We start from the raw sequence: 20,378 nt of genomic DNA on the forward strand, positions 1-20,378 counted from the left end.
ACAGCACATCCAACCGAATGAGGATGAGAATGGTCCGCCATCTTCCCACGCTCTCGATCGCGATGTCGGTGACCTCGCTGGCGCTACTCCTTGCGCAGCCGGCCTTGGCGGAAACCGTCACTCTCGGCATTGGAACGCAGGACACCACGACCAACACGGTGACCGCCGGCGTCGTCATCCGGCAGTTGCATCTCCTCGAGAAATATCTGCCGAAGGACGGCAAATACGCCAACATCAAGTTCGAGCTGGAGTGGCAGAATTTCACCTCAGGCCCGCCCGTCACCAACGCGATGATGGCGAACAAGCTCCAGATCGGCATGATGGGCGACTATCCGCTGATCGTGAACGGCTTCACCTTCGAGAGCAATCCGGAGAGCAAGAGCCGCCTGATCGGCGTGGCCGCCTACAGCCTGTCCGGCTCCGGCAACGGGCTCGTCGTCCACAAGGACTCGCCCTATTACGATCTCGCCGATCTCAAGGGCAAGCTCGTCAGCGTGCCGTTCGGCTCGGCCGCGCACGGCATGGTGCTGAAGGCGATGCAGGACCGCGGTTACGCCTCCGATTTCTTCCAGCTCGTCAGCCAGAGCCCGGAGGTCGGCTCGACCAATCTCCAGGAGAAGAAGATCGACGCGCATGCCGACTTCGTCCCCTTCGCCGAGCTGTTGCCGTTCCGCGGCTTTGCGCGAAAAATCTTTGACGGCGTTGAGACCAACCTGCCGACCTTCCACGGCATCGTGGTCCGCACCGATTTCGCCGAGAAATACCCCGAGGTCGTCGTTGCCTACTTCAAGGCGCTGATCGCCGCCAACCAGTGGCTGCGCGACGATCCGAAGCTCGCGGCCGAAAAGATCCAGGAGTGGACCGGCATCAACAAGGAAGTCGTCTATATCTTCCTCGGTCCCAGCGGCAACATGACCACCGATCCCACGGTGAAGCCGGCGCTGATCGACGCTGCCGCGACCGACGTCAAGGTTTTGCAGAATCTCGGCCGCATGAAGGAGTTCGATCCGAAGAAGTGGGTCGACGATTCCTATATCCGCAAGGCCTATGCCGAGATGAAGCTCGACTATGACACCCAGCTTGCGAGCACCAGGAATTACGAGATCGCGGGCGAAGATTCCTTCTGCAAGAAGCCGATCACCGACCCGCGCAAGGCCGGCGAGGTCTGGGTCGACGAAGCCGGCATCCTGCCGTTTGCGTCCGCAGCGTGCACGTTAGGGGCCTATGCCGACTACAAGGCCAAGGGCAAGAAGATCAACGTCGCCTACGTCTTCGACACCACGCGCGGCATCAAGCTGTTCGCCGACCAGGCCTTCTTCGCGGTCGGCAACGGCGAGGTCGCGCCGTTCCTGCTGAAGAAGGACGCCGAAGCCTATGCCGCCAAGATCAATGGCAAGGTGCTCGGCTTCGACGACGCGGTGAAGGCTGCGGTCGGCGGAGGCAAGACGTGAGCAGTCCCGCCCTCGCCAGACATCCCGAGGACAGCATGCCGGCAGCAACCGCAATCGCCGAGGCGGGCCCCGTGCCCGCCCCCTTCCCGCCCGCGACACCGCCTTCCTTCGGCACGCTTGCGCTGCGCTGGTACCGGCTCAATCGAGCGGGACTACGCGCGACGGCGATCGGCATCATATCGCTGCTCGCCTTCCTGCTGGTGTGGCACCTGCTCACGACCTATCGTGTTGTGTTCTTCGTGCGCTTCACCAACGTGCCCTCGCCGCTCGCGGTCTATGCCAGCTTCACCAAGGCGATCCACGATCCCAAATTCCTGCTGCACATCCTCTTGAGCTGCCGGCGCATCTTGTTCGGCTTCTCGCTCGCGGCGGTGGTCGGCGTGCCGCTCGGCCTGATCATGGGCCGCTTCAAGCTGGTGCACGAAATCATCTTCCCGGTGGCCGAGGTGCTGCGGCCGATCCCGGCAATCGCCTGGGTGCCGATGGCGATCATGCTTTGGCCGACCAACGAGCAGAGCATCGTCTTCATCACCTTCCTCGGTGCGTTCTTCCCGATCCTGGTCAACACGCTGCATGGCATGTCGCTGGTCGATCCCGTGCTGGTGCGCGCCGCGCAATGTCTCGGCGCGCGAGAACGGTCGATCTTCCGCGAGGTGTATTTTCCGGCTTCGATGCCGCACATCTTCACCGGCCTCACCGTCGGTATGGGCGTGGCCTGGGTGTCGCTGATCGCCGCCGAGATGATCTCGGGTCAATACGGCATCGGCTACTTCACCTGGGAGGCCTATTCCCTTGTCCAATATGCCGACATCGCGCTCGGCATGATCGCGATCGGCGTGCTTGGCCTTGGATCGAGCCTGCTTATCAGGGGCGCCGGGCAGTTGGTGATGCCGTGGAGGCTAAAATGAACGAAATCCTGACCAAAGCACCGCAGGGCCATATCGAGGTCAGGAATTTCTCCCTCAGCTATGAGAGCATCGAGGGACCTGTGCAGGCCGTCACCGACACGCAGATTCATGTGAGGCCCGGCGAGTTCGTCTCGATCGTCGGGCCCTCCGGCTGTGGAAAGTCGACGCTGCTCAATGCGGTCGCCGGCTTTCTCAAGCCGACCACCGGTGTAGTCACGGTCGACGGCGAGCGGGTCAACGGCCCCAGCGCCGAGCGCGGCATGGTGTTTCAGCAATATTCGCTGTTTCCGTGGAAGACGGTGCGGGAAAACGTCGAGTTCGGCCTGAAGATGCGCGGCATGCCGCGCTCCCAGCGCGAGCGCGCGGCGCGCACGCTGCTCGGGCTCGCGGGGCTCGAGGCGTTCGAAAAACATTATCCGGAAAAACTCTCCGGCGGCATGAAGCAGCGCGTCGGCATCGTCCGCGCGCTCGCCACGGGCCCGAAGGTGCTGCTGCTCGACGAGCCGTTCGGCGCACTAGACGCGCAGACGCGCGTGATCATGCAGCAGATCCTCACCAACATGTGGCAACGGCTGAAGATCTCGGTGCTGTTCGTCACCCACGACATCGATGAGGCCATCTTCCTCTCCGACCGCGTCTATTGCATGACCGCCCGCCCCGGCTCGATCAAGGCGGAAATCCCGATCCCCCTGGAGCGGCCGCGGCAGCAGTCGATGATGATGTCGTCGGAGTTTTTGGCGCTCCGCCGCGGGCTGATGTCGCTGATCCGTGAGGAGAGCCTGAAGGCGATGGGCGGCGAGATCAGCGACATGGGCATGCAGGGGCTGAACATCGAGCTGCATGGGCATTCGCTGGCGGATGTGATCTAGCGCCCCATCTCGACGATTGCGCTCTTACTTCCCTTCTCCCCTTGTGGGAGAAGGTGTCTTGCCGAAGGCAAGGCGGATGAGGGGTCTGCTTCGGCAAACTCCCCTCTCAGTTCGGACTCGCGGATAGAACCCCTCATCCGGCGCTTCGCGCCACCTTCTCCCACAAGGGGAGAAGGAAGAGGAGTTCGCAGCCGCTGCGCCCCCCTTACTTGAACCAGTGCACCAGCGCGATGCTGATGCCGAGCAGCAGCATCAGCGACAGTGTCACGGCGGCCGTCACCCGGCCCCCGACATTCGCCAGCACCTTCACGTCGACGCCGAGGCCGAGCGCCGCCATCGAGACCACGGTCAGGAAGCTCGTGATCTTCGTCACCGGCCCGACCACTGTGCCCGGCACGATCTCCAGCGAGCGCAGGGTCGCCAGCGCAAGGAAGCCGAGGATGAACCAGGGGACCAGGCGGAAGAAGCCGACATTGGATTTCTTGGCGCCGGTCTGCCAGCGCGAGGCGACCAGGGAGAGACCGACGACGACGGGCCCGAGCATCAACACGCGCATCAGCTTCACGAGCGTGCCGATCTGCGTCGAGACGAGCCCGGCCGGGACCGTTGCCGCAAGCACCTGCGGCACCGCATAGACGGTCAGGCCTGCGAGGATGCCATATTGCGTGGCCGACAATTGCAGCAGCGGAATCAGCAGCGGCAGACCCAGCACCATCATCACGCCAAGGATCGCCGTAAAGGAAATCGAGGACGCGATCTCGTCGTTGTTGGCGCCGATGATCGGCGCCACGGCGGCGATCGCGGAATTGCCGCAGATGGAATTGCCGCAGGCGATCAGGATCGAGAGCCGCGTCGACAGCCCCAGCATGCGACTGAGGCCGAAGGAGACGCAGAGCGCGATCACAACGACCGCGGCGATCGATGCCAGCAGCGCCACGCCGGAAGCCGCGATGGCGGCGAAGCTGATCGAGGCCCCCAGCAGCATGACCGCAACTTCGAGCAGCTGTTTGGCGCTGAAGGCGATACCGGCCTGCCAGCGCGGCGCCGGTTTCCAGAAGCTGCGCAGCGCCATCCCGAGCAGGATCGCCATCACCAGCGCTTCGACATAGGGGTGCTCGAAGACACCCAGCTCGGCCCGTTCGAGCAAAGCCGAGATACCGGCCACGGCGATGCACAGGAGGATTCCCGGAATCAGCGCCGCGATACGGCTCACGACAGTGGTTGGCTTGGCGTCGGCCGGGTTGGATGCTTGATTCTGCGACACAAATCTCTCCCAGAGGAGAAATATTTATACGCAGTGCCGTCCGATTGGGGAATAAGTTTTCGGCATATCAGGGCCGAGCGAAGTTCTATGCTCAGCCCGGAATAATCGGCTCAGAAGATCAGGCTTTTGGCGAGCGAGGCGACGCGGCTGAAGCTGTCATAGACGCCCGGCTCGAAGAAGGCCGCACGCGCGAGCACGATGCCCGCGACCAGCGACCAGAACACCGTGGTGCCGGCCCGCAGCAGGAGCTTTGACGCGCGCGATCGCGGCTGCGTGTCCGTTGCGGACACCAGCTGCTCGCCGAAGGGCTCAAATCCGGTGCGTTCCATGACCGTCAATCCATCAAATTCTGAATGGAATGTCGTCGTTTCGGCCCCAAACGGCAATGGAAGCGATTGGCGTTTTTGGCCGTCGACGGGGAAACTCCTTCCGTCTGACGAACCCGAGACAACAGTTTTCTTCTTTGGGCCGGTTTGGCGGTCCGGAACCCGGTTACAGCGCCAGATAACGGCGACGGATCGCGTCGTTGGCCTTCAGCTCGTCGATCCCGGCAGCATAGACGATCTGGCCCTTGTCGATGACAGTGGCGTGGCTCGCCAGCCCCAGGCAGAAATGCATGTTCTGCTCGGCGATCAGGACGGTCGATCCGAGCTGGCGGAGCTGCCGCAACAGCTCGCCGATCCGCTGCACGATGATCGGCGCGAGGCCCTCGCTCGGCTCATCGAGCAGCAACAGCGCCGGGTTGCCCATCAGCGTGCGCGCGATGGCGAGCATCTGCTGCTCCCCGCCCGAGAGACGTCCAGCAATGCGATGGCGCAGCGGCTCCAGCAGCGGGAAGACGTCGTAGATGCGCTTGATCGGCCACTCGTCCTGGCCTTCCGGCCCCTTCTTGCGACCGATGACGAGATTGTCCTCGACCGTGTGCTCCGGAAAGATCTGGCGATCCTCCGGCACGAAGCCGAGACCGGCGCGCGCGATATGGTGCGGCTTCTGGCCCGAGATCACCGCGCCGCGCAGGCTGATCCTGCCCCGCCGCGGCGGCGCCAGCCCCATGATCGCTTTCATGGTCGTCGATTTACCCGCGCCGTTGCGCCCGAGCAGCGCCATGGTCTCGCCCTGCCGCACCGAGAGGCCGACGCCGAACAGGATCTGGCTCGTGCCGTAGTAGACGTCGAGATCGGCGACTTCGATAATGGTCGCGCTCATGCGGTGGCCCCCGCATGTTCGGTGCCGAGATAGGCCTCGATCACGGCGCTGTTGCTTCGGATTTCGTCAGGCGTTCCGGTTGCCAGGATGCGGCCGTAGCAGAGCACGACGATCTTTGGGGCGATCTTGAACACGATGTCCATGTCGTGCTCGATGAAGACGACGGTGATTTTCTGCGTCTCCCAGAGCTCGCGCACCTTGTCGAGCATGCGCCAGCGCTCTTCCGGGCCCATGCCGGCAGTTGGCTCGTCCAGCAGCAGAACCTTTGGCTCGAGCACCAGAGCGAGCGCAATGTCGAGCAGCTTCTGGTCGCCATGCGACAGCGTCGCGGCGGTACGGTTGCGCTTGCTCGCCAAGCCCAGCAGCTCCATCACATGCTCGGCGCGGTCGCGCGTCTCGGGCAAAGGAAAGCGCTTGTGCAGCACCGCGGACGAGCGCTGGTCGGCGCTGACTGCGGCAAGCATGGTCTCCTGCACCGTCAGCGATTTGAAGATGCTCGCGACCTGGAAGGCGCGGCCGATGCCGTGACGCACGATCTCCGGCGGCGAGCGGCCGGCGAGATCGACGCCGTCGAGCAGCACCTGGCCGGAATCCGGCCTCAAGGCGCCGGTGATCAGGTTGAAGAACGTGCTCTTGCCTGCGCCGTTCGGTCCGATCACCGCCGTGAGCGAACCGTCGGGGAAGTCCAGCGTGACGTCGTTGGTCGCCTTCACGCCGCCGAAGGATTTTGCGAGGTTGCGGATCTCGAGCATCGCTAGCGCCCCTCGCCCGCATCACGCCGGTGCGCGAACCAGTCGGCGACGAAATCCAGCAGGCCTTTGCGCAGGCCCAGCGCGAAGAACAGGATGACCACGCCGAGCACGATGCCGTGGTACTCGGTGAAGCGCGTGACGGTGTCGTTGAGCAGAAGCAGCAGCACGGTGCCGACCATCGGCCCCAGGAAGGTCGAGACGCCGCCGAGCATGTTGATGAAGATGCCCTCGCCCGAGATCGTCCAATAGGCGAATTCCGGATAGGCACCGGAGACGAACAGCGCCATCACCATGCCCCCCATCGACGCAAACAATGCCGCCAGCACGAAGACAGTCAGCTTGGCCCGCCAGACGTCGATGCCGAGGAAGCTTGCGCGCGCGGCATTGTCGCGGATCATGCGCAACGTGTAACCGAACGGCGATTGCGCGATCTGGCGCATCGCGAGCAGGCCGAGGATGAGAAGCGCGCAGCTCGCGACATAGAGATGAATGTGATTCGCAAGATTGATGCCGAGGAATGTGGGGCGCGGAATGCCGCCACGCAGGCCCTGGTCGCCGCCGGTGAAGGAGGCCCAGGACAGGATGGTCGAGTGGATCAGCATCTGAAACGCGAGCGTGACGAAGGCGAAATAGATATCCTTCAGCCGCACGCAGATCGCGCCGATGACGGCGGCGATTACCGCCGTGATCGCCAGCGTCGCGACGAAGGCCACGGGAATCGGCACGCCCAGCTTCTGCATGATCAGGCCAAAACTGTAGGCGCCAAGGCCGAAGAACATGCCGTGGCCGAACGAAGTCAGGCCGGTGTAGCCGACCAGCAGGTTCAGCGAGGTCGCGAACAGGCCATAGGCGGAGCAGCGGATGACGAAATCGAGCAGCGCCTTGCTGCCCGTGAACAGCGGCAGGCTCGCCAGCACGGCAAAGGCGACGAGCGCGATCAGGACGTCGCGATAGCGTTGCAGTGCCGCACCGCTGCGCACCGGCGCCAGCGTTTCGGCACGTCCGGCCTCGAGCTCGGTCATGCCGCCTCCTTGCCGAACAGGCCGGTGGGCTTGGAGACCAGCACGATCACCATGAACAGGTACATCAGGCCTTCCGTGAATAGGGGAAAGCCGAGCGAGCCGAAGGACCTGATAAGCCCGAGCAACAGCGCGCCGATCAGAGCGCCTAGGATCGAGCCCATGCCGCCGATCACGGTGACGATGAAGGATTCGATCAGCACCGAAAATCCCATGCCGGGGGTGAGCGAACGAACGGGCGCCGCGAGCGCGCCGGCAAGGCCCGCCAGCATGCCGCCGAGCGCGAACACGCCCCCATAGATCAGACCGGTGTTGATGCCGAGCGCCGAGACCATGCCGGGATTATGTGCCGCCGCCCGGATCACCTTGCCGATCCGGCTGCGCGACAATCCGATGCCGAGCACGATCGCCACAACGAGCGCGACGCCGATCAGCAGCAGGTAGTAAGGCGGCACCACGCCGCCGGCGATGAACAGCGGCATCACCTGGAACGCCGCGGGCATGCCCATCGACTTGAATTCCGGCCCCCAGATGATGCGCACGACATCGTCGAAGATGAGCACGAAGGCGTAGCAGACGAGCAGCTGCATCAGCACGTCGGCGCCATAGACGCGGCTCATGAAGACGCGCTCGAAGATCAGACCAAGAATCGCGGTCCCGGCCGCGCCCGCGAACATCGCCAGCGCGAAGCTCCCGGTGAGCTGATAGGCCGTCATCGCGAAATAGGCGCCGAACATGTAGAAGGCGCCGTGGCTGAAATTGACGACCTTGAGCACGCCGAAGATCAGCGTCAGCCCGACTGCAACCAGGAACAGGAGCATGCCGATGATGAGGCCGCTGGTGGTTTGCGTCACCAGGCAGGCGGAACTGGAGAGGCAGCCGGCGAGCGCGTCGAGATCCACGGGAGCACTTTCATTGCGACGCGCCGAACTTGGCGCGGAGAGCCAAATCAAAACGGCGGAGACGGTCGCCCGTCCCCGCCGCGCGTCACATCAGGTGTAGCCCTTGCTCTTCTTCCACTCGGCCTCGAGCTCGAAGATGGTCTTCCAGTCGCCGGCCTTGACCTCGGGCACGTAGGGCTCCTGCGGGATCGTGGTGCCCCAGCCGATGGCGTAGCCGACCAGCGTGTGGTCGTCGCCGCGCATCGTCACGGTGCCGTCGGCGCCGAACGGGCACTTGATGGTGAGGCCCTTCAGCACCTCCGCGATCTTCTTGCCGTCGGTGGAGTTGGCTTTCTTCGCGGCCTCAGCGAGGAACATCACGGCCGTCGCGTTCTGCCACGACCAGTTGGTCGGATATTCGTTGTACTTCGCCTTGTAGGCATCGCCCCAGGCCGCATTCTCCGGCGTGGTCGGGAAGGTCTTGATGTAGCGGTTGCCGGAGTGGATGCCTTTCGGCAGGTTCTTCACCACGGTAAGCGCGGTGTAGTCGGCCATGTTGACCGCGAAGACCTCCATCTGGCCGAACATCGCGTAGATGTTGGCCTGGTCGATATAGGAGGTGAGATCGCCGCCCCAGAGGCAGGAATACAGCGCATGCGGCTTGGCCTGGAGGATCTTGGTTACCACTTCGGTGTAGTCGGGCTGGAACAGCTTAGGCCAGGACTCGCTGATGATTTCGACGTCGGGCGCAAAACGCTTCAGGTACAGCGTGAACTCGCCGGTCGTGTCGCGGCCATAGGCATAATCCGGCGAGCAGGTCGCCCATTTCTTCAGGCCCTTGGCTTTCGCGATCGAGGCGGCATAGCTGCCGCCGACGATGGAATCGTGGATGCCCTGGCGGACGCAACGGAACGCGTTCGGGATGTGCTGCTTCGGATCGGCCGTGAGCGAGGACGCCTCCGAACAGGTGTGGACGCAGAGCACACCGAGATCGCGCGCGACTTCGTGAACCGCAAACGATCCGGACGACGCCTCGCCGTCGATCAACCACTCGCAACCATCGGTGTTGACGAGCTCGCGCGCGACGCGCGCGGCTTCCTGCGGCTGGCCCTTGGAGTCACGGATCACCATCTCGATCTGGCGGCCGGCAAGTCCGCCGGCGGCGTTGACCTTGTCGACCTCGAGCATCACCGCATTGCGCGACGACGTGCCGAGCTGCGCGACGCGGCCCGACAGAATCGTCGGCATGCCGATCTTGATGGTCTTGGCTTGCGCGCGCGCCACCCACGGTGCGGCAACACTCATCGCACCGGCGCCCATCAGCGCCAGCGTTGAACGGCGGCTGATGCCCGGCATGCGGGTTCTCGTCATTTTCCCCTCCCTCTTTCGGGTCGGCGTTTCCTGGTCCCTTGCCGGAGATCGTCTCGTCTCCGTGTTCCCAACAATTTCAGAGGCAGGGGGGTGACGTCAAGCCAAAGATGAATTACGAGTCATAATTCATCAAAGGAGGAAACGAGGCCGGTAATCGGCCCAAAACCCGCAAAATGATCAATCTTTCGAGCTTCATCACCTTTCATGCCCGGCGCACGCCGGACCGGCCCGCGCTGAAATATCGCGGCGAGGAGATCTCCTACGCCGATTTCGATGCGCGCATCCGGCAAGCGGCCGGCTGGCTCGCCGCGCAGGGCATCGGCGCGGGCGACGTCGTGGCCGTGCTGATGAAGAACAGCGCGGCGTTCCTGGAGCTCGTCTTCGCCACCAGTCATCTCGGCGCGGTGTTCTTGCCGATCAATTTTCGACTGTCGCGCGACGAGGTCGGCTACATCGCGGGCAATGCCGGCGCGCGGTTGTTGATCGTCGATGAGGAACTCGCCGCGAATGCAGCGGGCGCGAAGGTTGTCGTGCTGAACGAAGTTGCGCAGCAAAGCATCACGCACCTCGCGGGCGAGGCCGTGCCCGCGCCGATGCACGTCCGCGCACCGTCCGACCTGATGCGGTTGATGTACACCTCGGGTACGACCGACCGCCCCAAAGGCGTGATGCTCACTTACGATAATTTTTACTGGAAGTCCGCCGACCAGACGATCGCGCTCGGCATCGGTGCCGAGACGCGACTGCTCGTTGTCGGCCCGCTCTATCACGTCGGCGCGCTCGACCTGCCCGGCATCGCCGTGCTCTGGCATGGCGGCTTCATCCGCGTCGAACGCAATTTCGAGCCGGAGACCGCGCTTGCGGCAATCGCGGAGGACAAGCTCAACGCGGCATGGTTCGCGCCCGTGATGACCACCGCGATGCTCACCTGCCCCACCCGCGATCGCCACGACGTCTCCAGCCTGAGATGGGTGATCGGCGGCGGCGAGAAGACGCCGGAGCTCCGCATCCGCGCCTTCTCCGAGTTCTTCCGCAATGCGCGCTACATCGATGCCTATGGCCTCACCGAGACCGTCGGCGGCGACACCTTCATGGAAGCCGGCCGCGAGATCGAGAAGATCGGTTCAACCGGGCGCGCCATCGCCCACGTCGAGATCGAGATCCGTGACGAGGACGGCAAGACGCTGCCGCCGAACGTCAATGGCGAGATCTGCCTGCGCGGACCGAAAATCACGCGCGGCTATTGGAAGGATCCGGAGAAGACGGCGGCGGCCTTCTTCGGCGACTGGTTCCGCAGCGGCGATGTCGGCTATCTCGACGAAGAAGGCTTCCTGTACCTGACCGACCGCAAGAAGGACATGATCATCTCGGGCGGCGAGAACATCGCTTCCTCCGAGGTCGAGCGCGTGATCTACGATTTGCCCGAGGTGCGCGAAGTCGCGGTGATCGGGCTGCGCGATGCGCGCTGGGGCGAGCGGCCGGTCGCGATCGTCGTGCTGGCCGAAGGCGCGAGCCTTGAACTCCCTGCCCTCGCCGAGCACTGCCGCGCGCGCCTGGCGAGCTTCAAGGTGCCGAAGCAGCTCGTCATCCGCAACAGCCTGCCGCGTAATCCGAGCGGAAAGATCCTCAAGCGCGTGCTGCGCGCCGAGCTGGAGACCTCTGAATGACGCAAGCGAATGCCAAGGTCACAAAGCTCAACCGCGTCGAGCGCAACGCCTGGACCAAGCAGAAGATCTTTGACGCCGCGACCAAGGTCGTCGGCAAGCATGGCTATGCCGAAGCCTCCGTCGCCCGCATCACGGAAGAAGCCGGCGTCGCGCAAGGCACCTTCTACAATCATTTCGAGAACCGGCAGGAGCTGCTCGACCAGCTCCTGCCGAAGATCGGCCTCGACATGGTGGAATTCATTCGCGCCCGCACCGGCACCGCCGATGCCGCGCGGCAGGAGATCGCCCGCTTCTCCGCCTTCTTCGACTTTATCCGCGAGGTGCCGGAGTTCCTGCGCATCCTCAACGAGGCCGAATTCTTCGCGCCCATCGGCTACCAGAAACATCTCGACAACATCTCGGTCGCCTATGTCCGCATCTTGCGCCGCGCACGAGCGGCAGGTGCGATCGAGAATTACAGCGACGAGGAATTCGAGGCGATCGTCCACATGCTGATGGGCGCGCGCGGCTATCTCAGCCGCCGTTACTCCTATTCGGCAGGCGGCGTCACCGCCGTGCCCGACCACGTCATCTCCGCCTATCGCAAGCTGATGACGCGCGGCCTCTTCAGTGCATCCGGAGATCAGGACACGCCATGAACATCGCATCTCCACAAAAGCCGCTCGATCTCGTCTCCGCGATCGCCGAAGGCGATATCCGCTGCCTGCTGATGGTGCTGGTGCACATGACCGGCGATGAGCGCTGGCTCGAGCCGCCGTATTTGCCCAAGCGCGACATCCGCCTCATTCCCGATCCGGAAGCCGGCGTGCCCCGGGAGGTCCAGGACGAGATCCGCGCCGCGGTGGTCAGGCTGTTTGCCGACGGCACGCCAAAACTTGTCATCACCGACCCCGGCGAAGCGCTGCTCTTGAAGATGATGCGCGCCTGCCTCGGCGAGAACGTCGCGCCGGAGTATGCGCCCCTGATGCGCGAGGAGATGGGGTTTGTGGCGCGCGAGCCGCAGTGGACGCAGCGCCCTTCCGACGAGAAGCTTGCCGGCCAGCACGTCCTGATCGTCGGCGCCGGCGTCTGCGCCATCGCGCTCGGCGTGGCACTCGGCCATCTCGGCATCCCCTACACCATCGTCGAGAAGAACGACGAGCTCGGCGGCACCTGGTGGATCAACCGCTATCCCGGCTGCGGCGTCGATACGCCGAACCATTCCTATTCCTACTCGTTCGGCTCGGGCAATGCATGGACGCGCTATTTCTGCCAGCGCGAGGAGCTGCTTGCCTATCTGCTGAAGGTCGCCGAGGAATACGGCATCCGCGAGCATCTGCGGGTCAATACCGAGCTGACAGCGTCGCGCTGGGACGAAGGCAAGCGACGCTGGATCTCAACGCTGAAGACGAAGAGCGGCGAAGAGATTTTTGAATCCACCGCGCTGGTCTCGGCTATCGGCCAGCTCAACGATCCCTCGCGCGCGCATTTCAAGGGCGAAGACAGTTTCAAGGGAACGATCCTGCATTCGGCGCTGTGGTCAGGCGATATCGACCTCGACGGCAAGCATGTTGCCGTGATCGGCACCGGCGCGACATCGATGCAGCTGGTGCCGTCAATCGCCGGCCGCGTCGCCTCCGTCACAGTCTATCAGCGTAGCGCGCAATGGGCGCGGCCCGTTAAGGGCTATTCCGATCCGATCAGCGACGGCGCGCGCTGGCTGCTCGCGCATCTGCCGTTCTATGTGCAGTGGTACCGCTTCAACATGTTCTGGCGCTATGGCGACGGCCTGTTGCCGTTCCTGCGCAAGGACCCGGCCTGGCCGCATCCGGAGCGCGCCGTCAACAAGGGCAACGACCGGCATCGCCAGGAGCTGACCGATTTCATCCTCACCGAGCTGAAGGATCGGCCCGACCTGATCGCCAAATGCGTGCCGACCTATCCGCCCTATGGCAAGCGCATCCTGCTCGACAACAACTGGTTCAGGACGCTCACGCGGGACAATGTCGAGCTCGTCACCGACACGATCGATCATTTCGATCGCGACGGCATCGTCACCGCAGACGGCGAGCACCGCCCCGCCGACATCGTCGTGGTCGCCACCGGCTTCAAGGTCACGGAGATGGCGGCGCGCCTCAACATCAGCGGCCGCGGCGGCAAGGATCTGCGCGAGGCCTGGGCCAACGACAACCCGACGGCGTTCCTCGGCCTCACCGTCCCGGACTTTCCGAACTTCTTCTGCATGCTCGGCCCAAACTCCGGCCCCGCCCATGGCGGCAGCGTCATCTTCCAGTCAGAATGCCAGAGCCGCTATATCTCCGCCTGCCTCGCCGACATGATCGAGCAAGACGTCGCCGCCATCGACGTCCGTCCCGACGTGCTCGACGACTACGTCCGCAAGGTCGATGCCGAGCACGAGGCGATGATCTGGACCCATCCTGGCATGAGCACCTATTATCGCAATTCGAGCGGCCGCGTGTTTTCGGCGATGCCCTGGCGGTTCGTGGACTACTGGCGCATGACGCATGATCCGGATCTGGGGCAGTATCGGCTGACGAAGGGGTAAGAGGTTGAGGCATTGAGGCGTTGATTGCGCCACGACGGCACTGCACCCTCGCCCCTTGTGGGAGAGGGTGGCTTCGCGAAGCGAAGCCGGGTGAGGGGTTCTATCCCCACGAACGGTAGCGCGAGTGGATAGATACCCCTCATCCGGCGCTTCGCGCCACCTTCTCCCACAAGGGGAGAAGGAAGAAAGAGGAAGCCGCCAATGCCCAGGCCAATTGTCCGCGTCTACACCGACTACAAGAGCCCTTACGCGTTCGTGGCCAACAAGCGGCTATTTTCGCTCGAGGAGGCGCACGGCGTCGAGCTCGAATGGCTGCCCTATACGCTGCGCGTCGCCGAATTCATGGGGACGGTCGAGGAGCGCACGCCGCATTTCTGGCGCAAGGTGCGTTACGCCTATATGGACGCGCGGCGCTATGCCAATGCGCAAGGGCTCGTCATGAAGGGGCCGCGTCGCATCTACGACGCCTTCTATTCCAGCGTTGGAATGCTGTTCGTACAGCGGCACGGCTTCTTCCGCCCTTATCACGACACGGTGTTCCGCAAATTCTGGAGCCATGAGCTGGAGATCGACGATCTCGCCGCAATCACGGACGTCATCAAATCTTGCGGTGGCAAGGCGCCCGAGTTCGAAGCCTACGTCAACGGCCCTGCCCGCGCCGAGCACGACCGCATCATCGACGAGGCCGAAGCACTCGGCGTGTTCGGCGTGCCGACCATGGTGTTCAACGGCGAGCTGTTCTGGGGCGGTGATCGCATCGACATGCCGATCGAACGGATCGAGCGTCCGGAAACGATCGAGGCCGCGCTCGGCAGCCGCCACCGCAAATCAGTGTAGCCGTTACGCGGCGAGGCCGCTCTCGACCGGAGCAAATTCCAGCCCGAGGCTCTCGGCAACCGCCTTGTTGGTTATGCGGCCACGATGCACGTTCAGTCCGTTGCGCAAATGCGGATTTTCCAGGACCGCGGCAAAGCCCTTGTTGGCGAGCATCAGGCCGAATGGCAGCGTTGCGTTGTTCAGCCCCTGGCTCGACGTCACCGGCACCGCGCCCGGCATGTTGGCGACGCAATAATGCACGATGCCGTCGACCTGATAGGTCGGATCGGCGTGCGTGGTCGGATGCGATGTCTCGAAGCAGCCGCCCTGGTCGATCGCGACGTCGACCAGCACGGCGCCCGGCCGCATCGACTTGAGCATCGCGCGCGTGACGAGCTTTGGTGCGCTGGCGCCCGGCACCAGCACCGCCCCGATCACGACGTCGGCGGCGAACACCTCGTCCTCGACCGCTTCGATGGTCGAGAAGCGGGTGCGCACCCGCCCGAGAAACACATCGTCCAGCTCGCGTAGACGGGGAATCGAGCGGTCGATCACAGTGACTTCCGCACCGAGGCCCGCCGCCATGCGCGCCGCCTGCGTTCCCACCACGCCGCCGCCGAGCACGACGACGCGCGCCGGCTGCACGCCGGGCACACCGCCGAGCAGCACCCCGCGGCCGCCGACCGATCGCTTGAGCGCGGCGCCGGCGGCTTCGACGGCGAGGCGGCCGGCGACTTCGCTCATCGGCGCAAGCAGGGGGAGGTGACCGGCCGCGTCGGTGACGGTCTCATAGGCGACCGCAGTGCAACCGGAAGCGAGCAGGCCCTTGGCCTGTTCGGGATCCGGCGCAAGATGGAGGTAGGTAAAAAGGATCTGGCTCTCGCGGAGCTGGGCCCATTCGCTTTTCTGCGGCTCCTTCACCTTCACGATCATGTCGGAGCTGGCGAAGATGTCGCGGGCGCTCTCGGCAATCGCGGCCCCTGCCCGCTGGTACACCTCGTCGGAAGCGCCGATGCCGCTGCCGGCGCCGGTCTCGACCGTCACCTGGTGCCCAGCCGCGACATATTCGCGTACGGCGCCCGGGGTGAGCCCGACGCGATATTCCTGCACCTTGATCTCCTTGGGCACACCGACGCGCATTTTGGGCTCCTTCCAACGTCCTGATTCACCCCGTCATCGTAGCGATCGGGCCAGTTTGGTTTCGTGCAAATATCCGCTAGCTTCGACCTCCCCGCGCCGGTTTCCGGCGTGCAAACGCCCTTTCACGCTGGAAACGAAACCTTGGCCCTCGACCGGAAAGATCTCGCCATCCTCGCGGAACTCACCACCAATGCGCGGGCCAGCCACACCGAGCTCGCCACGAAGGTCGGGCTATCAAGCACGGCGCTGGCGCGGCGGCAGAAGGCGCTGGAGGACGACGGCTACATCCAGGCCTACCAGGCTGCGCTCGATCTCGCGCAATTCGGCCTCACCACGACGGTGCTGGTCCGCATTGCGCTGGAGAGCCAGAGCGACGAGGCACTGAAGGCGTTCGAGGCCGAGGTGGTGAAATGCCCGTCCGTCGTGCGCTGCTTTCTGATGTCCGGCACCGACGACTACATCCTGATCGTGCTCGCCCGCGACATCCAGGATTTCGAGCGCATCCACCGTACCGAGTTGTCGCGCCTGCCGCGCGTGGCGCGGGTCCAATCGAGCTTCGCGCTGCGCGAGATCGTCAACCGCGCGGTGCCGACGGTGGTTTTCGGCGAAGCCAAGCGCTGACACTGTGTCGCGGGCGCCATAATTCCCGGCAGGGAACCAAGCGGCCGGTTGTAAGTTGGACGCCATTGGCAAGCGGAGGCGACGGTGCCTCCGCGTCAGTTCGGCTGACGTCTCGGCTCGGTCGCCGTCGCAGGGAGCAGGACATGAGCGATGTCACGCACGAGATTCCCGAACGCATTCCAGTTCATATCGTCGTCAATGGCGTCGGCCACACGCTCGATCTCGTGCCCTGGACCACGCTTCTGGATGCCCTGCGTGACCATCTTGCGCTGACCGGCACCAAGAAAGGCTGCGATCACGGCCAATGCGGCGCCTGCACCGTGCTGGTTGACGGTCGGCGCGTCAATTCCTGCCTGACGCTCGCCGTCATGAAGGACGGCGCCGAGATCACGACGATCGAAGGCCTTGCCAAGGACGGAACGCTTCATCCTGTGCAGCAGGCGTTCATCGACCACGACGCCTTTCAGTGCGGCTATTGCACGCCGGGACAGATTTGCTCGGCCGCGGGCCTTCTGGCCGAAGGCCGCGCCCGGGATGCCGACGAGATCAGAGAGCTGATGAGCGGAAATCTCTGCCGTTGCGGCGCCTATCCGAACATCGTCGCTGCGATCCAGCAGGCAATGGGCCGGCCATGAACAACTTCCAATATTCCCGCGCCACCGACATCGCCGATGCGATCCGCTTGCTGGCCGCCGATCCCGGCGCCAAGCTGATTGCCGGCGGCACCAATCTGATCGACCTGATGAAAGAAAATGTCGAGCGGCCCTCCCGGCTGATCGACATCTCCCGCCTGCCGCTCCGCGACATCGAGGAGACGGCCGACGGAGGCCTGCGCATCGGCGCCTTGGTACCGAATTCAGACCTCGCTTACCATCCGCTTGTCGAGCAGCGTTATCCCCTGCTCGCCGCCGCCATCCTCGCCGGCGCTTCCGCTCAATTGCGCAATATGGCCTCCGTTGGCGGCAACCTGATGCAGCGCACGCGCTGCGCCTACTTTTATGACACGGCGACGCCCTGCAACAAGCGAGAGCCCGGCAGCGGCTGCTCGGCAATCGACGGCCTCAACCGCAACCACGCAATCCTCGGTACGAGCGCGTCCTGCATCGCGACCAACCCGTCCGACATGAGCGTAGCACTTGCCGCGCTCGGTGCGCTCGTGCACATCGCAGGTCCCTCCGGCCGGCGCACAATCGCATTGACCGATTTCCATCGGCTCCCGGAGGACAAGCCCCATGTCGACACAAATCTCGGCACCGGCGAGATCATCGCGGCCGTCGAACTTCCCAAGCATGGCTTTGCCCGTAACTACAGCTATCTGAAAATCCGCGACCGGCTGTCCTATGCTTTTGCTTTGGTCTCGGTCGCGGCCGCGCTCGAACTGGATGGCAACGCGATCAGCGAAGCCCGCCTGGCGCTCGGCGGCGTGGCTCACAAGCCCTGGCGCAGCCTTGAGGTCGAAGCGGCGTTGCGCGGCCAGGCAGCGACGCCGGACCACTTCTCGCGCGCGGCCGATCTGCTGCTGCACGGGGCAACGGCCCGCGCACATAACCGCTTCAAGATCGAGCTCGCACGCCGCGCCATCGTGCGTACGCTGATACAGGCCGCGAGCGCCACGCCACAATCACAGGCTCACAAGAAAATCGCGTGAGGGACCGATGAACGCCTATGTCGGAACGCCAACGTCCCGCGTCGATGGCCGCGCCAAGGTCACCGGAGCCGCCAAATATGCCGGCGAATTCCCGGCAGACGGCCTCCTCCATGGCTTCGTTGTCGAGGCCACGATTCCGCGCGGACGTATCGCTCGCCTCGACGCCAGCGACGCGCTGCAAGTGAAGGGCGTGGTCGACGTGCTCACGCATGCGCATCGTCCGCCCCTCGCCGACAATGACGATGCCTGGAAGGACGAGGTGGCGCCGGAGAAAGGCTCGCCCTTCCGCCCGCTCTATGACGACAGGATCTGGTTCAACGGCCAGCCCATCGCGCTCGTCGTGGCGGATGACTGGGAAACCGCTAAATTCGCTGCGACCCGCGTGCGCGTTGAATACGACCGGGAGGCATTTGCAACCGATCTCGAATCCGAACATGGCAAAGCCGGCAAAGTGGATCGGCCGCACAGGCCGCGCGGCGACGCCGCCGCGGCGCTGGCTGGGGCCGCTGTGCGGCACCAGGCGGATTATGTCCTGCCGACCGAGCACCATAACCCGATGGAGCTCTATGCGACCACGGTGGTCCGCGACGGCAGCGGCAGGCTTACCGTCTATGACAAGACGCAAGGTGTCCAGAACGTCCACAAATATCTATGCAGTGTGTTCAACAAGAGGCACGATGATCTCCGCGTGGTCTCGCCCTATGTCGGCGGTGCCTTCGGCTCCGGATTGCGGCCGCAATACCAGGTGGTGCTGGCGACGCTTGCCGCGCTCGAACTCAAGCGATCCGTCCGTGTCGTGCTGACACGGCAGCAGATGTACGGGCTCGGCTACCGGCCGATGACCATTGAGCGTGTCGCGCTCGGCGCAAGGCCCGACGGCACGCTCGATGCCGTCACGCACGAGGCCACTGCCGTGACTTCGCGCTACGAGGATTTTTCGCGCAATGACACCGGCTGGGCGGAACAGCTGTACAAGAGCCCGAACAGCCTCTTCTCCCACAAGCTCGTCGATCTCGACCTCTCCACACCCTGCGACATGCGCGCACCCGGCGCCGCCTCCGGCGTCTGCGCGCTCGAATGCGCCATGGACGAATTGGCCGTCGCGCTCAAGCTCGATCCGATCGAGCTGCGATTGAAGTGCTATTCGGACCGCGACCAGAGCGAAGACCTGCCCTACACCAGCAAGCAGCTGCGCGAATGCTACGCCCGCGGCGCGGAAGCGTTCGGCTGGGGCCGGCGCAATCCTGCGCCGCGCTCCACGCGCGACGGCAAGGAGCTGGTCGGCTGGGGCATGGCGACGGGGGTGTGGGAGGCGCTTCAGATGCCGGCCGCCGTCCGCATCGTGCTGACGTCGAACGGCCATGCCGAAGTATCCTGCGCCGCCTCCGATATCGGCACCGGCACCTACACCATCGTGGCACAGGTGGCCGCCGACGCCCTCGGGCTGCCGATCGAGAATATCGACGTGAAGCTTGCCGACTCGACCTTGCCGCAGGCCCCTGTCGAAGGCGGTTCCTGGATGGCGGCGTCGGCCGCGCACGCCGTGCTGGGCGCGGCCGAAGACATTCGCCAGGAGCTCGCACGGCTCGCCAAGGCGATGCCCGCCTCGCCCCTCGGCGGCGTCGATGCGCCCGACGTGATCCTTGTCGACGGCACGATCGCCAAGGCCGGCGACAAGGCTTGTGCCGTCTCGATCGCCGATGCGATGCGCCACGGCAAGCTCGAGCGGATCGAGAAGCAGAAGCTCAATCATTTCGCGCAGGACAAGTCGCACGCGCGCAACACCCATTCGGCGGTCTTCGCCGAGGTCAAGGTTGACGAAGAACTAGGCGTCATCCGCGTCACGCGCGTCGTGAGCGCGGTCGCAGCCGGACGGATCCTCAATACCAAGACCGGCCGCAGCCAGATCATGGGCGGCGTGGTCTGGGGCATCGGAATGGCACTGCACGAGGAGACGGTGATGGATCACCGCTTCGGCCGGATCATGAACGCGAACATCGCCGAGTACCACATTCCCGTGAATGCCGACGTTCACGACATCGACGTCATCTTCGTCGACGAACCCGACGACCGGATCAACAAGCTGGGCGTCAAGGGCATCGGTGAAATCGGCATCGTCGGCGTGCCTGCGGCAATCGCGAACGCAGTCTATCACGCCACCGGTAAGCGCATCCGGCGCTTCCCGATCACGCTGGACAAGTTGCTGGATTGATCGCCCGT

The 20,378-nt window shown here is 64.3% G+C and carries 19 protein-coding genes; 11 read left to right on the forward strand and 8 right to left on the reverse strand.

Translation table 11 applies throughout. The annotated features are described in order from the left end of the window. Positions 1 to 29: 29 nt before the first annotated feature. The 3 genes from AB7Z56_RS30640 to AB7Z56_RS30650 are packed head-to-tail and all read left to right on the forward strand — an operon-like array spanning position 30 to position 3,228. Positions 30 to 1,451 carry an ABC transporter substrate-binding protein gene (locus tag AB7Z56_RS30640; RefSeq protein ID WP_063984490.1) on the forward strand — a complete coding sequence of 474 codons (1,422 nt, stop codon included), beginning with the start codon at positions 30 to 32 and terminating at the stop codon, positions 1,449 to 1,451. After that, complete coding sequence (locus tag AB7Z56_RS30645; protein WP_187387763.1) at positions 1,448 to 2,359, forward strand: ABC transporter permease; 912 nt, start codon at positions 1,448 to 1,450, stop codon at positions 2,357 to 2,359. The genes AB7Z56_RS30640 and AB7Z56_RS30645 overlap by 4 nt, the downstream gene beginning before the upstream one ends. Continuing rightward, on the forward strand, positions 2,356 to 3,228 hold the full coding sequence (locus tag AB7Z56_RS30650) for an ABC transporter ATP-binding protein (RefSeq protein ID WP_063984491.1): 873 nt from the start codon (positions 2,356 to 2,358) through the stop codon (positions 3,226 to 3,228). Before AB7Z56_RS30645 ends, AB7Z56_RS30650 begins: the two co-directional genes overlap by 4 nt. A gap of 205 nt (positions 3,229 to 3,433) precedes the next feature. On the opposite strand, the gene AB7Z56_RS30655 is transcribed toward AB7Z56_RS30650, so the two are convergent. The 7 genes from AB7Z56_RS30655 to AB7Z56_RS30685 form a co-directional block, all read right to left on the reverse strand. Further along, positions 3,434 to 4,492 (reverse strand): YeiH family protein, encoded by a 1,059-nt coding sequence (locus tag AB7Z56_RS30655; RefSeq protein ID WP_038941923.1) that lies wholly within the window; start codon positions 4,490 to 4,492, stop codon positions 3,434 to 3,436. A 110-nt stretch (positions 4,493 to 4,602) separates the two neighbouring features. Beyond that, positions 4,603 to 4,821, reverse strand: coding sequence for a hypothetical protein (locus tag AB7Z56_RS30660; RefSeq protein ID WP_063984492.1), 219 nt, complete (start codon positions 4,819 to 4,821; stop codon positions 4,603 to 4,605). Positions 4,822 to 4,984: 163 nt separating this feature from the next. Continuing rightward, positions 4,985 to 5,698: an ABC transporter ATP-binding protein gene (locus tag AB7Z56_RS30665; protein WP_063984493.1), complete on the reverse strand. Its 714-nt coding sequence runs from the start codon at positions 5,696 to 5,698 to the stop codon at positions 4,985 to 4,987. Beyond that, positions 5,695 to 6,450 carry an ABC transporter ATP-binding protein gene (locus AB7Z56_RS30670; RefSeq protein WP_441256712.1) on the reverse strand — a complete coding sequence of 252 codons (756 nt, stop codon included), beginning with the start codon at positions 6,448 to 6,450 and terminating at the stop codon, positions 5,695 to 5,697. Before AB7Z56_RS30670 ends, AB7Z56_RS30665 begins: the two co-directional genes overlap by 4 nt. A gap of 2 nt (positions 6,451 to 6,452) precedes the next feature. Then, positions 6,453 to 7,472 carry a branched-chain amino acid ABC transporter permease gene (locus tag AB7Z56_RS30675; RefSeq protein WP_063984495.1) on the reverse strand — a complete coding sequence of 340 codons (1,020 nt, stop codon included), beginning with the start codon at positions 7,470 to 7,472 and terminating at the stop codon, positions 6,453 to 6,455. Then, on the reverse strand, positions 7,469 to 8,371 hold the full coding sequence (locus AB7Z56_RS30680) for a branched-chain amino acid ABC transporter permease (RefSeq protein ID WP_063984496.1): 903 nt from the start codon (positions 8,369 to 8,371) through the stop codon (positions 7,469 to 7,471). The genes AB7Z56_RS30675 and AB7Z56_RS30680 overlap by 4 nt, the downstream gene beginning before the upstream one ends. 90 nt (positions 8,372 to 8,461) lie before the next feature. Further along, the gene (locus tag AB7Z56_RS30685; RefSeq protein WP_063984497.1) at positions 8,462 to 9,721 is read right to left on the reverse strand and encodes an ABC transporter substrate-binding protein; all 1,260 of its coding nucleotides are present in this window, start codon (positions 9,719 to 9,721) and stop codon (positions 8,462 to 8,464) included. A 173-nt stretch (positions 9,722 to 9,894) separates the two neighbouring features. Between AB7Z56_RS30685 and AB7Z56_RS30690 the strand changes: the two genes are divergently transcribed. The 4 genes from AB7Z56_RS30690 to AB7Z56_RS30705 all read left to right on the forward strand — a co-directional run bounded on the left by AB7Z56_RS30690 (position 9,895) and on the right by AB7Z56_RS30705 (position 14,770). Beyond that, entirely contained in the window at positions 9,895 to 11,388 is a 1,494-nt protein-coding gene (locus tag AB7Z56_RS30690) for an AMP-binding protein (RefSeq protein ID WP_063984498.1), read from the forward strand. Beyond that, positions 11,385 to 12,026 (forward strand): TetR/AcrR family transcriptional regulator, encoded by a 642-nt coding sequence (locus AB7Z56_RS30695; RefSeq protein ID WP_063984499.1) that lies wholly within the window; start codon positions 11,385 to 11,387, stop codon positions 12,024 to 12,026. The genes AB7Z56_RS30690 and AB7Z56_RS30695 overlap by 4 nt, the downstream gene beginning before the upstream one ends. Beyond that, positions 12,023 to 13,933, forward strand: coding sequence for a flavin-containing monooxygenase (locus AB7Z56_RS30700; protein ID WP_231144478.1), 1,911 nt, complete (start codon positions 12,023 to 12,025; stop codon positions 13,931 to 13,933). The genes AB7Z56_RS30695 and AB7Z56_RS30700 overlap by 4 nt, the downstream gene beginning before the upstream one ends. A gap of 201 nt (positions 13,934 to 14,134) precedes the next feature. Continuing rightward, positions 14,135 to 14,770 (forward strand): 2-hydroxychromene-2-carboxylate isomerase, encoded by a 636-nt coding sequence (locus AB7Z56_RS30705; protein ID WP_063984501.1) that lies wholly within the window; start codon positions 14,135 to 14,137, stop codon positions 14,768 to 14,770. Positions 14,771 to 14,773: 3 nt separating this feature from the next. On the opposite strand, the gene ald is transcribed toward AB7Z56_RS30705, so the two are convergent. After that, a complete protein-coding gene (gene ald, locus AB7Z56_RS30710) occupies positions 14,774 to 15,889 on the reverse strand; it encodes an alanine dehydrogenase (protein ID WP_063984502.1) in 1,116 nt (371 codons plus the stop codon). A 141-nt stretch (positions 15,890 to 16,030) separates the two neighbouring features. Between ald and AB7Z56_RS30715 the strand changes: the two genes are divergently transcribed. The 4 genes from AB7Z56_RS30715 to AB7Z56_RS30730 all read left to right on the forward strand — a co-directional run bounded on the left by AB7Z56_RS30715 (position 16,031) and on the right by AB7Z56_RS30730 (position 20,370). Then, on the forward strand, positions 16,031 to 16,510 hold the full coding sequence (locus AB7Z56_RS30715; protein WP_028150288.1) for an Lrp/AsnC family transcriptional regulator: 480 nt from the start codon (positions 16,031 to 16,033) through the stop codon (positions 16,508 to 16,510). 143 nt (positions 16,511 to 16,653) lie between these two features. Further along, entirely contained in the window at positions 16,654 to 17,145 is a 492-nt protein-coding gene (locus AB7Z56_RS30720; RefSeq protein WP_063984503.1) for a (2Fe-2S)-binding protein, read from the forward strand. Then, on the forward strand, positions 17,142 to 18,158 hold the full coding sequence (locus tag AB7Z56_RS30725) for an FAD binding domain-containing protein (protein ID WP_231144477.1): 1,017 nt from the start codon (positions 17,142 to 17,144) through the stop codon (positions 18,156 to 18,158). Before AB7Z56_RS30720 ends, AB7Z56_RS30725 begins: the two co-directional genes overlap by 4 nt. A 7-nt stretch (positions 18,159 to 18,165) precedes the next feature. Continuing rightward, positions 18,166 to 20,370 (forward strand): xanthine dehydrogenase family protein molybdopterin-binding subunit, encoded by a 2,205-nt coding sequence (locus AB7Z56_RS30730; RefSeq protein ID WP_063984505.1) that lies wholly within the window; start codon positions 18,166 to 18,168, stop codon positions 20,368 to 20,370. The last annotated feature ends 8 nt before the right edge of the window (positions 20,371 to 20,378 follow it).

Origin of the sequence: Bradyrhizobium sp. 482_C4_N1_8 (genome assembly GCF_052075965.1) — a bacterium.
GTDB lineage: Bacteria > Pseudomonadota > Alphaproteobacteria > Rhizobiales > Xanthobacteraceae > Bradyrhizobium > Bradyrhizobium barranii.

Excerpts from the sequence above, each read along its gene's own strand:
- AB7Z56_RS30640 (WP_063984490.1), top strand. The coding sequence starts at position 30 with ATGGTCCGCCATCTTCCCACGCTCTCGATCGCGATGTCGGTGACCTCG.
- AB7Z56_RS30660 (WP_063984492.1), bottom strand. The coding sequence starts at position 4,821 with ATGGAACGCACCGGATTTGAGCCCTTCGGCGAGCAGCTGGTGTCCGCA.
- AB7Z56_RS30730 (WP_063984505.1), top strand. The coding sequence starts at position 18,166 with ATGAACGCCTATGTCGGAACGCCAACGTCCCGCGTCGATGGCCGCGCC.
- AB7Z56_RS30665 (WP_063984493.1), bottom strand. The coding sequence starts at position 5,698 with ATGAGCGCGACCATTATCGAAGTCGCCGATCTCGACGTCTACTACGGC.
- AB7Z56_RS30705 (WP_063984501.1), top strand. The coding sequence starts at position 14,135 with ATGCCCAGGCCAATTGTCCGCGTCTACACCGACTACAAGAGCCCTTAC.
- AB7Z56_RS30690 (WP_063984498.1), top strand. The coding sequence starts at position 9,895 with ATGATCAATCTTTCGAGCTTCATCACCTTTCATGCCCGGCGCACGCCG.
- AB7Z56_RS30720 (WP_063984503.1), top strand. The coding sequence starts at position 16,654 with ATGAGCGATGTCACGCACGAGATTCCCGAACGCATTCCAGTTCATATC.
- AB7Z56_RS30695 (WP_063984499.1), top strand. The coding sequence starts at position 11,385 with ATGACGCAAGCGAATGCCAAGGTCACAAAGCTCAACCGCGTCGAGCGC.
- AB7Z56_RS30725 (WP_231144477.1), top strand. The coding sequence starts at position 17,142 with ATGAACAACTTCCAATATTCCCGCGCCACCGACATCGCCGATGCGATC.
- ald (WP_063984502.1), bottom strand. The coding sequence starts at position 15,889 with ATGCGCGTCGGTGTGCCCAAGGAGATCAAGGTGCAGGAATATCGCGTC.
- AB7Z56_RS30670 (WP_441256712.1), bottom strand. The coding sequence starts at position 6,450 with ATGCTCGAGATCCGCAACCTCGCAAAATCCTTCGGCGGCGTGAAGGCG.
- AB7Z56_RS30700 (WP_231144478.1), top strand. The coding sequence starts at position 12,023 with ATGAACATCGCATCTCCACAAAAGCCGCTCGATCTCGTCTCCGCGATC.
- AB7Z56_RS30650 (WP_063984491.1), top strand. The coding sequence starts at position 2,356 with ATGAACGAAATCCTGACCAAAGCACCGCAGGGCCATATCGAGGTCAGG.
- AB7Z56_RS30685 (WP_063984497.1), bottom strand. The coding sequence starts at position 9,721 with ATGACGAGAACCCGCATGCCGGGCATCAGCCGCCGTTCAACGCTGGCG.
- AB7Z56_RS30675 (WP_063984495.1), bottom strand. The coding sequence starts at position 7,472 with ATGACCGAGCTCGAGGCCGGACGTGCCGAAACGCTGGCGCCGGTGCGC.